Source organism: Burkholderia sp. Bp9015, assembly GCF_003853505.1.
Taxonomy (GTDB): Bacteria; Pseudomonadota; Gammaproteobacteria; order Burkholderiales; family Burkholderiaceae; genus Burkholderia.
In genome coordinates, this window is sequence record NZ_QTPZ01000010.1 from 141,367 (window position 1) to 155,093 (window position 13,727).

Genomic DNA, 13,727 nt, shown 5'->3' on the forward strand with positions numbered 1-13,727 from the left:
GGTCACACGTTGTCAACTGACGAGCGTCGGACTAAGCTTGAGGCATGAACAAACCGACTCCCTCCACCTCTTCGTCCCGTGGCCCCTCGGACCACGAAGTTCGCGCCCAGATCGTCGACGCCGCGACGGAATACTTCAGCCGTTACGGCTACGAAAAAACCACGGTCTCCGATCTCGCGAAGGAAATCGGGTTTTCAAAAGCCTATATTTACAAGTTTTTCGACTCCAAACAGGCGATCGGTCAGGTCATCTGCGCCAATCGCCTCGCCGCGATGATCGCCGCAGTCAGGGAAAACATCGACGGCGCGCACAGTGCGACGGAAAAATTTCGCTGCATGTTCAAGACCTTACTTTCAACCGGAGGCCAGCTTTTCTTCCAGGATCGCAAGCTCTACGATATTGCCGCCGTGTCGGCCGAATCGCTCTGGCCATCTGTCCAGAGTTATGAGGACCAGATCCGGCAACTCATCGCCGATATCCTGCGGCTCGGACGAGAAACCGGCGAATTCGAACGCAAGACGCCGCCGGACGAGGCGGTGAACGCGATCTTTCTGGTGATGAAGCCTTACTTCAATCCCTTGCTGCTGCAGTACAACCTCGATGGCGCGGAAGAGGCGACGGCCCAACTCGCGAGCCTGGTACTCAGAAGTCTTGCTCCATGAATCTCGCTGTGACTATTGACTGATTTAGTCACCGGTATCAGAATGAGGTCTCCTGTTCTTTGCGAGAGGGGATCTCATGTTCCGGCGCCATCGTCTTGTCTACACATTGGGCCTGGCTTCGCTTGCGCTCGCAGCATGCGGCGAGCATCCGGCTGCTGATCCGCGTACCGAGGCGCCACTGGTCCGTACAAGCGCCGTTCACGGTGCGGCGGGTGCGAGCCGGTCGTTTTCGGGTGTCGTGGGCGCCCGCGTTCAGAGCGATCTCGGTTTCCGCGTTCAGGGTAAAGTCATCGAGCGACTGGTCGACGCGGGCCAAACGGTCAAGCGCGGCCAGCCCCTGATGCGCATCGATCCGATCGATCTGGGGCTGCAGGCCCGTGCGCAGCAGAAACTCGTGGACGCTGCGCAGGCGCGCGCGACGCAGACGGCTGCCGACGAGGCGCGGTATCGGGATCTCGTCGGGGCGGGCGCGGTGTCGGCATCGACCTACGACCAGCTCAAGGCGGCCGCCGATTCCGCCAGGGCCCAGCTCGTCGCAGCGCAGGCGCAGGCCGTGCTCGCCAACAATGCTTCCGGATACGCCGTCGTCATGGCGGACGCCGACGGCGTGGTGGTCGAGACGCTGGCGGAGCCGGGCCAGGTCGTCGCGCCGGGACAAATCGTCGTGCGGCTCGCGCATGCCGGCCCCCGCGAGGCCGTCGTCCAGCTTCCCGAGACGCTGCGTCCCGCGTCCGGCTCGATTGCCGCGGCGACGCTTTACGGCGCGGACCAGAAGCCCGTTCCCGCCGTCCTGCGCCAGCTCTCCGATTCTGCCGATCGGCTGACACGGACCTACGAGGCGAGATACGTCCTCGAGGGCGCGCTCTCGAATGCACCGCTCGGCGCGACCGTGACCATCGATCTCGCCGGCGATGCCGGCCAGACACAGGCCGGCATGGTGGTGCCGGTCGGCGCCTTGTTCGATCCGGGCACGGGCACCGGCACCGGCGTCTGGACCGTCGATCGATCTCAATCGCGTGTGACCTGGCACAAGGTTCGTGTCACCGCATTGAGCGACGACAGTGCGACGGTGACTGGCGATCTTCGCGAAGGCGACCAGGTCGTCGCGCTCGGTGCCCAGTTGCTGCACGACGGAGAGCGCGTGCGTCTCGCCAACGACAAGCTGGCCGCGGCATCCGTCTCCACGCAAGGAGCCGCGCAATGAGCGGCTTCAATTTGTCGGCTCTTGCGGTGCGGGAGCGCTCGGTCACGCTGTTTCTGATCATCCTGATTTCGATCGCCGGCGTGATTGCCTTCCTGAAACTGGGGCGGGCCGAAGATCCGCCATTCACCGTCAAGTCGATGACGGTCATTACGGCATGGCCCGGCGCGACCGCGCAGGAAATGCAGGACCAGGTGGCCGAGCCGCTCGAAAAGCGCATGCAGGAGCTGCGCTGGTACGACCGGACCGAGACCTATACGCGTCCGGGGCTGGCCTTCACCACCGTGACCTTGCTCGACAGTACGCCGCCCGCGGACGTGCCCGAGGAGTTCTATCAGGCGCGCAAGAAGCTGCACGATGAAGCGGGCAACCTGCCGCCCGGGGTGATCGGCCCGCTCGTCAATGATGAGTATTCCGACGTAACGTTCGCGCTGTTCGCGCTCAAGGCGAAAGGCGAGCCGCAACGATTGCTGGTGCGCGACGCCGAGGGATTGCGCCAGCGGCTTCTTCATGTGCCGGGCGTCAAGAAGGTGAACATCATCGGCGAGCAGGCGGAACGGATCTACGTGTCGTTTTCGCACGACCGGCTCGCGACGCTCGGCGTGACGCCGCAGGAGATCTTTGCCGCGCTGAACAACCAGAACGTTCTCACGCCGGCTGGTTCGATCGATACGGCGGGCGCGCAGGTCTTCATTCGTGTCGAAGGCGCCTTCGACAAGCTGCAGACCATCCGTGACACGCCAATCGTCGTTCAGGGCCGCACACTGAAGCTCTCCGATGTGGCGACCGTCGAACGCGGTTACGAAGACCCGGCCACGTTCCAGATTCGCAACAAAGGCGAACCGGCGTTGCTCCTCGGCGTCGTGATGCGGGACGGCTGGAACGGGCTCAATCTCGGCAAGGCGCTCGACACGGAAGTCGCATCGATCAATGCCGGGCTGCCGCTGGGCGTGAGCCTCACGAAAGTGACCGACCAGGCCGTCAACATCCATTCGGCCATCGACGAATTCATGGTGAAGTTCTTTGTCGCGCTGCTCGTGGTGATGGTCGTGAGCTTCGCGAGCATGGGATGGCGTGTCGGCATCGTCGTGTCGGCGGCGGTGCCGCTGACACTCGCGGGCGTCTTCGTCGTCATGGCCGCAACGGGCAAGAGCTTCGACCGCATCACGCTCGGTTCGCTGATTCTCGCGCTCGGCCTGCTCGTCGACGACGCGATCATCGCCATCGAAATGATGGTCGTGAAAATGGAGGAGGGCTATAGCCGCGTCCAGGCATCAGCTTACGCGTGGAGCCACACGGCCGCACCGATGCTGTCGGGCACGCTGGTCACGGCTGTCGGCTTCATGCCGAATGGCTTTGCGCGCTCGACGGCCGGCGAATACACCAGCAACATGTTCTGGATCGTCGGCATCGCGCTGGTCACCTCGTGGATCGTGGCCGTCGTCTTCACACCGTACCTCGGCGTCAAGCTGTTACCCGACATCGCCGTAATCGAAGGCGGCCACGAGGCGATCTACAACACGCCGAACTACCGGCGCTTTCGCCGCTTCCTCGGGCGCGTGGTCGCGCGCAAGTGGATGGTCGCCGGGATCGTGGTGGCATCGTTCGTGGTCGCCGTGATGGGCATGGGGCTCGTGAAGAAGCAATTCTTCCCGACTTCCGATCGCCCGGAAGTGCTCGTCGAAGTGCAGATGCCCTATGGGACTTCGATCGAGCAGACCGCGTCGGCAACGGAAAAGGTCGAGGCATGGCTCGCGAAGCAGCCGGAAGCGCAGATCGTGACCTCGTACATCGGGCAGGGCGCTCCGCGCTTCTATCTGGCCATGTCTCCGGAGTTGCCGGATTCGTCCTTCTCGAAGATCGTGATCCGCACGAATGACGAGCGACAACGGGAAGCGCTCAAATTCCGTCTGCGCAAGGTCATCGCCGAAGGGTTGGTGCCCGGAGCGCAGGTTCGCGTCACGCAGCTGGTGTTCGGCCCTTACTCGCCTTACCCCGTTGCGTTCAGGGTCATGGGCCCGGACGCCCAGACGTTGCGCACCATCGCCGCACAGGTCGAACGGACCATGAACGCCAGCCCGATGATGCGAACGGTGAACGCCGACTGGGGGCCGCGCGTTCCCACCGTGCATTTCACGCTCGATCAAAATCGGCTCGGGGCGTTTGGACTGACGTCCAGCTCGGTCGCGCAGCAACTGCAATTCCTGCTGACCGGCATTCCCGTCACGCACGTGCGCGAGGACATTCGTTCCGTGGAGCTCGTCGCGCGTTCGGCGGGCGACATCCGGCTCGACCCGCAACGGATCGACGGATTCACGCTGATCGGCGCCGCAGGGCAGCGGGTGCCGCTCTCGCAGGTCGGCAAAGTCGACATCCGCATGGAGGATCCGATCCTGCGCCGGCGCGACCGAACGCCGACGATCACCGTGCGCGGCGATATCGCCGAAGGGTTGCAGCCGCCCGATGTGTCGACCGCGATGCTCGCGCAGCTTCAGCCCATCATCGCGAAGCTGCCGGGCGGCTACCGGATCGAGGAGGCCGGCTCCATCGAGGAGGCCAACAAAGCGACAACTGCGCTCGCGCCGCTGTTCCCGATCATGATCGCGCTGACGCTGCTCATCATCATTTTTCAGACCCGCTCGATTTCCGCCACGATGATGGTGTTCGCGACCAGTCCGCTGGGTTTGATCGGTGTGGTGCCGACACTCCTGCTGTTCAATCAGGCCTTCGGCATCAACGCATTGGTGGGACTCATTGCGCTCTCAGGCATCCTGATGCGCAACACGCTGATCCTGATCGGCCAGATCGAAGAGAATGCGCGCGCGGGCATGACGCCGTTCGATGCGGTGGTGGAGGCAACGCTGCAGCGCTCGCGGCCCGTGATCCTGACTGCGGTCGCCGCGATGCTTGCGTTCATTCCGCTTACCCATTCCGTGTTCTGGGGCACGCTGGCTTATACGCTTATCGGAGGAACATTCGCCGGAACGGTTCTGACGTTGGTGTTTCTGCCGGCCATGTACTCGATCTGGTTCAAGATCCGTCCCGGGGCAGGGGAAAACCACTCTGCGCTCGAACCCAGCGCCAGCGTGACGACGTAGGCCGGTGCGCTCCGGGCGATGACGGTCTCGCCCGGGGCGTCGATGTGAACCCGCAACGGCGCGTCCGGCCGGAAAGCAACTCCGGGTAATGCGTGGCATTCCCACAGCTTCTCGCAAGCCAGCGTCGGCCCGAAATCGGCGTAGCGATCACGGATGATCGACAGTGCTCGATCGGCCAGATCAGCGTCCAGCCGCCGATTACCGGGACGCCCACGCTTGCGCGAAGCCAGTCCGGCGGCGCCAGACTCACGGTAACGATCCACCAGACGCTGGAGCTGACGCACGGTCACGCCCAGTCGTTCGGCCGCGCGTCCGGGCTTGAGTCCCATGTCCACCACGGCCTGGATTACCTTCAGACGGTCGAGTTCTCGCATGTTCAGTGTCACCAATGCACCTGGATACATGGCCGGCTCCGTGGTCCCGCAAAGAACCGGCCAGCATACCGAGGTCAAAACACGACATTTCTAAGTAGCCAGAACACGACATTTCTAAAAAGCTACTACAACCAGTCATATCGATAATTGAGATTATGTCAAATATGAAATTCACCCGAAAACGCCCCTGAAATCCCCGCCGCACACCACCGGCCTCCTTCCTCACCAGTCACGCGCAGCCACCTTTCTTGCAGCGTGAACCCCGCCTCAGCAAAAACCTGCGGCACGCAATGCCCCCGACGGCCGCCCGCCAGACGCCGTCTCCAGCCACCGCAAACCGCCCGCAACAGGACGATCAGGACAACCACATCCCCTGCATCTTGTGCGAGAAATGCGCGCGCTCGGCCGTCTCCATCAGCGACAGGAATTCATCCTGCATCATGTGGATCAGCGCTTCGTGGTCGCCGGCCTCGAAATACACTTCCGGCTGCTGCGCGAGATGTTCCTCGAGGAACGTCTTCATCCCGTACGCCATGCACACCGGCGGCAACGCGCCCAGGTCGCAATCCTTGAAGAGTTCGCGCAGTTCGATTTCCCTGGCGAGCACGAGATGGCGGCCGGTCTTGACCCAGAGGTCCGACAGCCGCACCGCGTGCGACGTCGGCAGCACGGCGGCGACGTAGCCTTCGTCGTCCTCGAGCAGCACGGTTTTCGCGAGGCGATCGCCGGGGATATGCGCGGCGGCGGCCGTCTCCATGCTGGTATGGCTATACGGGTGGTACACGACTTCGTACCGCGATGACTTCTGGCGCAGGCAATCCTGCAGGGTGGCTGATACAGGCATGGCACACCTCTCTGGACGAATCGGACGAACGAAGTTCGCTCCGGGTTTGTTCAGCATAGGTCGCATTGCGGCCAATGGAAACGCCCTCGCACGACGCCCGCACCGACGCTCGCCCCGGCTTCGGCCCCCTTTTTCCGGCGCGCGCAATCCGGGCCCGGAATCCGCATGGAACATGTCTGCCTGCCCCCGCCTTTCCTGAAGACACAACGAGACGCAACGGGCGGTAACGGTTCCCGTACGAGGACCCCACCACATGTGATGGCGGATCTGCGCCAGACCGTTAGTTGCATTTTAAGGAAGAACGTCGAGACCTGAAAACCGTCGCCATCGGCGGGCCACGCACCAACGAGGCCACCGCAAACCGCGCCGACAAAGACAGAACCTCGCCCTATACTGAGCCAACACCCGCCATCCCGCGGCGGCCGATTCCGGGAGCGACCATGCATTACCAGCTGATCTACGAACTCGTCGACGATTACCTGTCCCGGCGCGAACAGTACCGCGCCGAGCACCTCGCACTCGCGCGGGCGGCAACCGAACGCGGCGAACTCGTGCTCGCCGGCGCGTTGCAGGATCCGGCCGACCAGGCCGTGCTCGTGTTCGAAGGCGATTCGCCGGAAGCCGCCGAATCGTTCGCGCGCGCCGATCCCTACGTGCAAAACGGCCTCGTCAAGTCCTGGCGCGTGCGTCCGTGGCGCGTCGTGGTCGGCAAGCACGCTCCGCGCTGACGGTGCACGGGGCCACGGCTACAGCCACCCCGCCCGCTTGAAGCGCCACCACAACGCGAGATCGGCTACGACCATCACGCCGATGCAGCCGTAGAAGCCGTACTTGAGGTGCAGTTCGGGCATGTTCGCGAAGTTCATCCCGTAGATGCCGGCAATCATCGTCGGTATCGCGAACAGCGCGGCGAACGAGCCGAGCCGCTTGGTCACCTCGTTCTCCGCAAGCGAGATCATCCCGAGATTGACCTGGATCGCGGTCACGACCATCTCGCGCCGCCCTTCGATCGTCTTCACGATCCGCTGCAGGTGGTCGTACACGTCGCGGAAGTAATGCTCCATCCCGCTGCAGACCTGCGGAATGCGTCCGCCGGTGAGCTTCGCGAGCGGCTCGATCAGCGGCGCCGTGTGCTGGTGCAGCATCACGAGCCGGCGTTTCAGCGAATAGAGATCCTCGATGATCGCGCGCGACGACGCGGGCGTGGCCTTGGTGAAGATGCGGTCCTCGAGTTCCTCGAGCTCGTTGCCGAGCGTCTCGAGGATCGGGAAATAGCGGTCGACGACCTGGTCCATCAACGCATAGAACACGAACGCCGACCCTTCCTGCAGCAGATGCGGCTCGCGCTCGCAGCGCTTGCGCACCGCGCGGAAGTCCTGTTCGGTATGGTTGCGGATCGACAGCACGTAGTTCGGGCCGACGAACACGTTCAGCTCGCCGACATTGAATTCGCCGTCGTGGTCGAGCTCGACCGTGTGCAGCACCGCGAACAGCGAATCGCCGTACTCCTCGATCTTCGGCCGCTGATGCCCCTTGCGGGCATCCTCGAGCGCGAGCTCGTGCAGCCCGAATTCCTCGCCCATCAGGTCGATCTCGTCCGGCGTCGGATCCTTCAGCGCGACCCATACGAAACACTCGGGTTTCGACACGTATTCGCTGATGGCGTCGATATCGATATCGGCCAGCTTGCGGCCGTCCTGGTATGCAGCACAGTTGATGAGCATGATGTCCGTCATGTTGCCGTTATCGCACCAGTTTACCGGGTTGCCGCGCGGGCGGCCCGGCTTGCGCGGCACGCCGATATTGGTCATGATCGGATTGCGTGCGCCGCGGCTCGCGCACGGCATCGCTTCGACAAGTGCACGGCACGGCCGTGCCGCCCAACCTTCAAGGAGACAGACCCATGTGGTATTTCTCGTGGATACTCGGCATCGGCGTGGCGCTCGGCTTCGGCATCATCAACGCGATGTGGCTTGAAGCGGAAGTGTTCTCGCGCGACGGCAAGCGCACCGCCGCACCGCGCACGGATTCGGGGAGCCGGTATTCGTGACGCACCTGGTGTTCTTCTGCGGTCATGCCGGCACCGGCAAGACCACGCTCGCGAAGCGGCTGATCGGGCCGCTGATGCGCGCGACCGGCGAAGCCTTCTGCCTGCTCGACAAGGACACGCTCTACGGCCGCTACAGCTCGGCCGCGATGGGCGCCCTCACCTCCGATCCGAACGACCGCGACAGCCCGCTCTACCTGAAGCATCTGCGCGATCCCGAATACCAGGGCCTGCTCGACACGGCCCGCGAGAACCTCGCGCTCGGCATCGGCGCGCTCGTGGTCGGCCCGCTGTCGCGCGAAGTGCGTGACCGGCGCATCCTCGACCGCACGTGGCTCGGCATCGGGCCGGACGTCGCGCTGACGGTCGTGTGGGTCCACACCTCGGAAGACGTCGCGCACCAGCGGATCGTCGCGCGCGGCAATCCGAACGACGCGTACAAGCTCGCGCACTGGGACGAATACCGGCAACGCCGCTTCGTGCCGACCGGCCACGAATGCGACGGCATCGTGATGTTCGACAACACCGCACCGTCCGACGCGGACATCGATGCGCTGCTGTACCGCATCGTGCCGCCCCCGCCGGCGGCAACGATCGTCCCGCCGCTGCCCGCCTGAGCGGCGCGCACCGCCCTGCTCCTCGTCGCTTCACCATGTCGCGTGAAGGCATCGCGACGCAACGTGTCGATTCGGCCGACGCCAATGCGATCCGTGAAGCCGTGAAGGGCTTCGACGCGCTCGTCAAAAAAAACGCCGGAAGCGCTGTTGCGCTCCCGGCGTCGCACGGCCCTCGTGCCTGGGACCGATCGTCAGGCGACTTCGTGCACGCGCTCCATCGTGCCGCCTTCGTACAGCTTGCCGAAGCGGTTCGCGAGGAACGCCTTCAGCGACACCTTTTCCTGCGGGATGAAACCGCTTTGCGGCAGCTTCTTTTCGCGGAACAGATCCAGCACCGCGCACATCGCGCCGGCCGTCGTGATCTGGATGGCGCTCATGTGCATCCCGCACACGTCCTTCGCGAAGATCTTGCGGGTGAACACGTCCTGCACGAGCTGGCCGTCCTTCACGCCCGTCACCGTGACGAACACGAGCACGACGTCCTGCTTCGTCGACGGCACCGCGCGGCGCATGATCGACTTCAGCGTGTCGCGGTCGCTCGACAGTCGCAGGTCTTCGAGCAGGAACTGCACGAGTTCGCGGTGGCCCGGATAGCGCACCGACTTGTAGTCGAGCGTCTCGACCTTGCCCGACAGCGTCTCGCACAGCGTGCCCAGGCCGCCCGACGTGTTGAACGCTTCGTATTCGGTGCCGTCGAGCGAGAAATGTTCGAGGCCTTCGAGCGGCTGCACCCACTGCTTGCGGCCGTCGCGGATCGCTTCGCACGGCTGGCAGTATTCGTTGATCAGGCCGTCGACGCTCCACGTCAGGTTGTACTTCAGCGCGTTGGTCGGATACTCGGGCAGCGCGCCGACGCGCATCTTCACGTCGCGCACTTCGCTGAAGCCGTTCACGAGCTCGTGCGCGGCGATGCCGATGAAGCCCGGTGCGAGGCCGCACTGCGGCATGAACGCGCGGTCCGAACCGTCGGCCAGTTCGCGGATCGCGTGGGTCGCGCGCACGTCTTCGGTCAGGTCGAAGTAATGGACGCCGGCCGCCTTGGCCGCCGCTGCAACGTTGACCGCCAGGTAGTACGGCAGCGCGTTGACGAGCGCATCGAAGCCCTTCACGGCTTCACGGATCGCATTGGCGTCGGCCGAATCGACACGTTGCGTCGCGATGCCTTCACGCGACAGCTTGGCGAGCGCATCAGCGTCACGGTCGAACGCGACGACTTCGTAGTCGCCCGTTTCACGCAGCATGTGAGCAATGGTGTGGCCGATCAGACCTGCGCCGACGATGGCGATTTTCATGCGCTTATCTCCTGATGATGGGTTTGGTGTTGGTGTACGGCGTCGAGCCATGAACACAGTTTAGGGACGTGCAAAATCAGTTCCAAGACGAAGAATGATGCGAAACGACCGATACTTTCGACGAAATGACTACACATTTCGTCACAACGACCAAATCATCTAAAAAACGCGTATACGACGGGCCGCAGAAGGGCCGCGATCGACGCGTGTGGACGCGTGTGGACGCGTGTGGCCGGACAGGAAAGAACCCGCAAGGCGGGACATGGCGGGCAAATGAATCGTTGCGCGCGCCCGGGCACGCATTCGACACAACGATGCTCGCGTGCGGACGCGCGAGGCAACGCCCCGCCCCGCGGCGAGCGCAGGCGGCGGGCATCAAGGCATCGAGGGAAGGGAAAGGAGGAAAAAACCTGCGCGACGAATCGAATCGCGCCGCGGCGTCACATGCAACACCGCATGCGACGCGTCATCCGCCGATCGTGCCGCGATCGATCTTGCGCGACAGAATGATCGACGTCGTCGTACGCTCGACGCCTTCGAGCGTGCCGATCTGGTCGAGCAGGTCGTTGAGCCGTTCCGGCGAATCGGCACGCAACCACGCGACATAGTCGTATTCGCCACTCACCGCGCACAACAGCTGCACCTCGGGCATCCGGTCGAGCTTGCGCAGCACGTCCTTGCCGAACTTCGGCGTGAGAATGATGCCGACGTATGCGTAAATGCTCGCGTCGAGCACGTCCTGACCGAGCCGCACGCTGTAACCGGCGATCACGTTGGTACGCTCGAGCCGCGCGATGCGCGCGACGACCGTCGTGCGGGCAACGTCGAGCTGTCGCGCGAGATCGGCGACGCTTGCACGCGCATCCGCTTGCAGCAGCGCGACGAGTTGCCGGTCGAGGTCGTCGAGTTGGTCGAGGCGAGGAGGACGCATGAGGCTGGGCCGGCGTGCAACGCGCCGGCGAAATGGAACGTGACGCGATGATAGCGCCGAACGCCGGTGCGCCCAAACGGGATCTCACGCGTTCGCATCGCCCCGCCTCGTTCGCGCGCGGCGCCCGACTCGCCGATCGAACACCATCGATCACCGGCCTTCCCCAGGTCCCTTTCAATTTCGATTCGTATCGGATGTAAGCAAGTGTCGCTTTCGCTGCTGCACTGCACTCAACGTGCTACTAATAAGGTGCGACGCGAGATGCGCGCTCGCGGCACTGGCCGCCGCGCCCGCTCGCACGACACCACCCCGGAGAGCCAACCATGAAGAAGATCTCGCTCACCCTCGCTACGCTCGCCGTTGCAGCCAGCGCATTCGCGCAAACCCCGCCGCAACCGCAGACGCCCGCTCCGGCAGCGGCAACGGCGTCGTCGGCCCCGAGCGCCGAGCAGCGTGCGGCGCGCCACGAAGCGCGCATCGAGCAGCGCATCAAGTACCTGCACGACCAGTTGAAGATCACGTCGGCGCAGGAACCGCAATGGAAGACGTTCGCCGACACGATGCGCGAGAACGGCGACACGATGGGCCGCCTCTATCGCGCCCGGATGGAAAGCCATGACGTGTCCGCGGTCGACGACATGAAGCAGTACGCGGAACTCGCGCAGGCGAACGCGGACGGCGCGAAAAAGCTCGCCGACGCATTCGCGCCGCTCTACGAGCGCTTCCCGGCCGACCAGAAGGCGCTCGCCGACACGACGTTCCGCAGCTGGCTGCACCACGGCGGCGAACACCGCGGCAAGGGCAAGGCCGCGAGCAAGGAAGGCAAGGCAGCAGCCGCGCCGGCCGCCAGCGCGCCCGCGCAACCCTGACGTCCGCCCCGTCGGCGCCGCACTGCCCGTGCGGGCCGAACGGCGTCGCGCATCCCGCGGGAATCCGGCGCGTCACACGGCGCGCCGGATTCGGGATAAGCTCCCGGCTTTTCCCGCACTTCCCCCCTGCCATGCTCGAACTCAAGCACCTCGATCTGCGTACCGACCCGCAGGCCCGTCGCGTCGTGAAGGATGAAACCGTCACGGTCGCATTCGCGGATGCCGACGGCGAACTGATGAGCCTCGAAGGCCCGAACCGCTATGTCGCGGGCGACGCGCTGATCACCGGCTCGACCGGCGACCGTTGGGTCGTGTCGCGCGCGCGCTTCGACGCGAAGTACCTGCCCGCCGATCCGGCGCTCGCGCACGGCGCGCCGGGCGCCTACCGGAACCGGCCGGCCGTCGTGCTCGCCCGTCGCATGGACGAGCCGTTCACGATCGCCCGCTCGGAAAACGGCGACACGCTGCGCGGCGTGGCCGGCGACTGGGTCATGCAATATGCACCCGGCGACTATGGCGTCGTGCAGGCGCAGCGCTTCGCGCAGGTTTATCGCGACGCGTAAGCGCGCGTCGCGTGACACGCGCCGCGCCGGCATCGTGCCGGCGCGCGCCGGCGTCGCCGCTCACGCAAAGTCTTCGTCGAGTTCGAGTTCCGCGGTGCGCTCGACGGCTTCACCCGCCGCGTGCCGCTCCTCGAGCGAGCCCAGCATCGCTTCCGTGTACGCATGCAGCACCGCGTGGCTGCGGGCGCGCTGCATCGGCCTGAGCGCCAGATAGCGCGCCAGCGCGGCCGGCACGATGCGGATATCGAGCGTCATCCGTTTCGGCGTCGAACCGAAACGCATCGCGAGCCACTGCACGGACAGGAAGCGCCCGCGTTCGTCGCTGCTTTCGGCAAAACGCGTCTGCTCCGGAAAGAGATCGCAGATCACGCGCGCGAGCGCGTCGAATTCGGCGCTTGCGCATTCGATCAGATAGTCGTCCATTCCGCCTCTCCCGTCAGGCCGCCGCGCGCGGCGACCGGCACGTCTTCACCAGCACGGCGACCAGGATCGCGGCCAGCACGAAATACACGGCCTCGAGCGATCCGGCCGGCAGCACGCGCACCTGGTACAGCAACGCCGGTGCGGCCGCCAGCGCATGCAGCACGATCGCGAGCGGCAATACGCCCGCGCGGCCGGCACGCACGCCGCGCCAGACCAGCACCGACAGCGCGAGCTGCACCGCGAACGCCGCGCAGCGCTCGATCAGCAACAGCAGGATCGACTGTGCCGACAGCGTCGCCAGCATCACGTGCAGCCGCACGACGGTATCGCCCGGCAGGTCGGCAAGCTGCGTCTCGAGCTGCCCGCGGCTCGCGAGCCACGCGAGATACGACCACTGGCCCCAGACGAGCACGCCGACGAACCAGGCTTCGGCGCCGGCATGGCCGATCCCGTAGCCGATGCCGCGCCCGTCGCCGGCCGACGCGCCGTAGCGGCGGTTCAGGAACCGGATCCCGAGATAACGGCCGACCTCCTCGAACACGGCGGTCGCGAGCGCGCTGTACGCGACGAATGCGAGCGGCTGCGTGAGCCAGCCGCCGGCGGGCGTCTGGCTCAGCACGAGGCCATGGAATGCGCGTTCGACGATCATCGCGAACAGCGTGAAGACGGCGACGCCGACGATCGTGTCGCGGCGGTCGAGCGCAAGCGGCTTGCGCAGGGTACGGAAGAGAACGAACGGCAGTAGCGCGATGATCAGCGTGGCGGCGATCAGCACCGCCAGCGTGACGGGAGCGACAGTCATGAAT

Annotated in this window: 14 protein-coding genes and 1 pseudogene; 8 read left to right on the top strand and 7 right to left on the bottom strand. The window is 64.9% G+C overall.

Annotated features, from left to right (window positions below; translation table 11 throughout):
* Positions 1-44: 44 nt before the first annotated feature.
* From DIE12_RS13465 to DIE12_RS13475, 3 genes are all read left to right on the top strand, one after another.
* Complete coding sequence (locus DIE12_RS13465; RefSeq protein ID WP_124485450.1) at positions 45-662, top strand: TetR/AcrR family transcriptional regulator; 618 nt, start codon at positions 45-47, stop codon at positions 660-662.
* Positions 663-738: 76 nt separating this feature from the next.
* Entirely contained in the window at positions 739-1,866 is a 1,128-nt protein-coding gene (locus DIE12_RS13470; RefSeq protein ID WP_124521717.1) for an efflux RND transporter periplasmic adaptor subunit, read from the top strand.
* Complete coding sequence (locus tag DIE12_RS13475; protein ID WP_124485448.1) at positions 1,863-4,961, top strand: efflux RND transporter permease subunit; 3,099 nt, start codon at positions 1,863-1,865, stop codon at positions 4,959-4,961. Before DIE12_RS13470 ends, DIE12_RS13475 begins: the two co-directional genes overlap by 4 nt.
* Before the next feature lie 86 nt (positions 4,962-5,047).
* On the opposite strand, the pseudogene DIE12_RS13480 reads toward DIE12_RS13475, so the two are convergent.
* Both DIE12_RS13480 and DIE12_RS13485 read right to left on the bottom strand, forming a co-directional pair.
* Positions 5,048-5,365, bottom strand: a pseudogene (locus tag DIE12_RS13480) (helix-turn-helix domain-containing protein); the annotation flags it as partial.
* Between the two features lie 325 nt (positions 5,366-5,690).
* Positions 5,691-6,179 (bottom strand): aminoacyl-tRNA deacylase, encoded by a 489-nt coding sequence (locus tag DIE12_RS13485; RefSeq protein WP_044848239.1) that lies wholly within the window; start codon positions 6,177-6,179, stop codon positions 5,691-5,693.
* A 440-nt stretch (positions 6,180-6,619) separates the two neighbouring features.
* On the opposite strand from DIE12_RS13485, the gene DIE12_RS13490 reads away from it, so the two are divergent.
* Entirely contained in the window at positions 6,620-6,907 is a 288-nt protein-coding gene (locus DIE12_RS13490; protein WP_124485447.1) for a YciI-like protein, read from the top strand.
* 18 nt (positions 6,908-6,925) lie between these two features.
* Here DIE12_RS13490 and corA read toward each other — a convergent pair whose 3' ends face one another.
* Positions 6,926-7,903 carry a magnesium/cobalt transporter CorA gene (gene corA / locus DIE12_RS13495; protein WP_044848267.1) on the bottom strand — a complete coding sequence of 326 codons (978 nt, stop codon included), beginning with the start codon at positions 7,901-7,903 and terminating at the stop codon, positions 6,926-6,928.
* Between the two features lie 179 nt (positions 7,904-8,082).
* Here corA and cydX point away from each other — a divergent pair, with 179 nt between their 5' ends.
* Positions 8,083-8,229 carry a cytochrome bd-I oxidase subunit CydX gene (gene cydX, locus DIE12_RS13500; protein ID WP_044848241.1) on the top strand — a complete coding sequence of 49 codons (147 nt, stop codon included), beginning with the start codon at positions 8,083-8,085 and terminating at the stop codon, positions 8,227-8,229.
* On the top strand, positions 8,226-8,843 hold the full coding sequence (locus DIE12_RS13505; RefSeq protein WP_044848242.1) for an ATP-binding protein: 618 nt from the start codon (positions 8,226-8,228) through the stop codon (positions 8,841-8,843). Before cydX ends, DIE12_RS13505 begins: the two co-directional genes overlap by 4 nt.
* A 191-nt stretch (positions 8,844-9,034) precedes the next feature.
* Here DIE12_RS13505 and DIE12_RS13510 read toward each other — a convergent pair whose 3' ends face one another.
* Positions 9,035-10,135, bottom strand: coding sequence for a saccharopine dehydrogenase family protein (locus DIE12_RS13510; protein WP_040144221.1), 1,101 nt, complete (start codon positions 10,133-10,135; stop codon positions 9,035-9,037).
* Between the two features lie 466 nt (positions 10,136-10,601).
* Positions 10,602-11,066 (bottom strand): Lrp/AsnC family transcriptional regulator, encoded by a 465-nt coding sequence (locus DIE12_RS13515; protein ID WP_006481526.1) that lies wholly within the window; start codon positions 11,064-11,066, stop codon positions 10,602-10,604.
* A gap of 323 nt (positions 11,067-11,389) precedes the next feature.
* Here DIE12_RS13515 and DIE12_RS13520 point away from each other — a divergent pair, with 323 nt between their 5' ends.
* A complete protein-coding gene (locus DIE12_RS13520) occupies positions 11,390-11,935 on the top strand; it encodes a Spy/CpxP family protein refolding chaperone (protein ID WP_124485446.1) in 546 nt (181 codons plus the stop codon).
* 131 nt (positions 11,936-12,066) lie between these two features.
* The gene (locus DIE12_RS13525) at positions 12,067-12,498 is read left to right on the top strand and encodes a PGDYG domain-containing protein (protein WP_124521715.1); all 432 of its coding nucleotides are present in this window, start codon (positions 12,067-12,069) and stop codon (positions 12,496-12,498) included.
* 60 nt (positions 12,499-12,558) lie between these two features.
* Here DIE12_RS13525 and DIE12_RS13530 read toward each other — a convergent pair whose 3' ends face one another.
* Together DIE12_RS13530 and DIE12_RS13535 are read right to left on the bottom strand one after the other, a co-directional pair.
* Complete coding sequence (locus tag DIE12_RS13530; RefSeq protein ID WP_044848245.1) at positions 12,559-12,921, bottom strand: DUF3022 domain-containing protein; 363 nt, start codon at positions 12,919-12,921, stop codon at positions 12,559-12,561.
* 13 nt (positions 12,922-12,934) lie between these two features.
* Positions 12,935-13,723: a YhfC family intramembrane metalloprotease gene (locus DIE12_RS13535; RefSeq protein WP_124485443.1), complete on the bottom strand. Its 789-nt coding sequence runs from the start codon at positions 13,721-13,723 to the stop codon at positions 12,935-12,937.
* Positions 13,724-13,727: the final 4 nt, after the last annotated feature.

Bases quoted from the DNA above. Each gene is read 5' to 3' on its own strand.
- DIE12_RS13470 (WP_124521717.1), top strand. From the start codon at position 739: ATGTTCCGGCGCCATCGTCTTGTCTACACATTGGGCCTGGCTTCGCTT.
- DIE12_RS13485 (WP_044848239.1), bottom strand. From the start codon at position 6,179: ATGCCTGTATCAGCCACCCTGCAGGATTGCCTGCGCCAGAAGTCATCG.
- DIE12_RS13475 (WP_124485448.1), top strand. From the start codon at position 1,863: ATGAGCGGCTTCAATTTGTCGGCTCTTGCGGTGCGGGAGCGCTCGGTC.
- DIE12_RS13510 (WP_040144221.1), bottom strand. From the start codon at position 10,135: ATGAAAATCGCCATCGTCGGCGCAGGTCTGATCGGCCACACCATTGCT.
- DIE12_RS13525 (WP_124521715.1), top strand. From the start codon at position 12,067: ATGCTCGAACTCAAGCACCTCGATCTGCGTACCGACCCGCAGGCCCGT.
- DIE12_RS13465 (WP_124485450.1), top strand. From the start codon at position 45: ATGAACAAACCGACTCCCTCCACCTCTTCGTCCCGTGGCCCCTCGGAC.
- corA (WP_044848267.1), bottom strand. From the start codon at position 7,903: ATGCTCATCAACTGTGCTGCATACCAGGACGGCCGCAAGCTGGCCGAT.
- DIE12_RS13490 (WP_124485447.1), top strand. From the start codon at position 6,620: ATGCATTACCAGCTGATCTACGAACTCGTCGACGATTACCTGTCCCGG.
- DIE12_RS13520 (WP_124485446.1), top strand. From the start codon at position 11,390: ATGAAGAAGATCTCGCTCACCCTCGCTACGCTCGCCGTTGCAGCCAGC.
- DIE12_RS13535 (WP_124485443.1), bottom strand. From the start codon at position 13,723: ATGACTGTCGCTCCCGTCACGCTGGCGGTGCTGATCGCCGCCACGCTG.
- cydX (WP_044848241.1), top strand. From the start codon at position 8,083: ATGTGGTATTTCTCGTGGATACTCGGCATCGGCGTGGCGCTCGGCTTC.
- DIE12_RS13530 (WP_044848245.1), bottom strand. From the start codon at position 12,921: ATGGACGACTATCTGATCGAATGCGCAAGCGCCGAATTCGACGCGCTC.
- DIE12_RS13515 (WP_006481526.1), bottom strand. From the start codon at position 11,066: ATGCGTCCTCCTCGCCTCGACCAACTCGACGACCTCGACCGGCAACTC.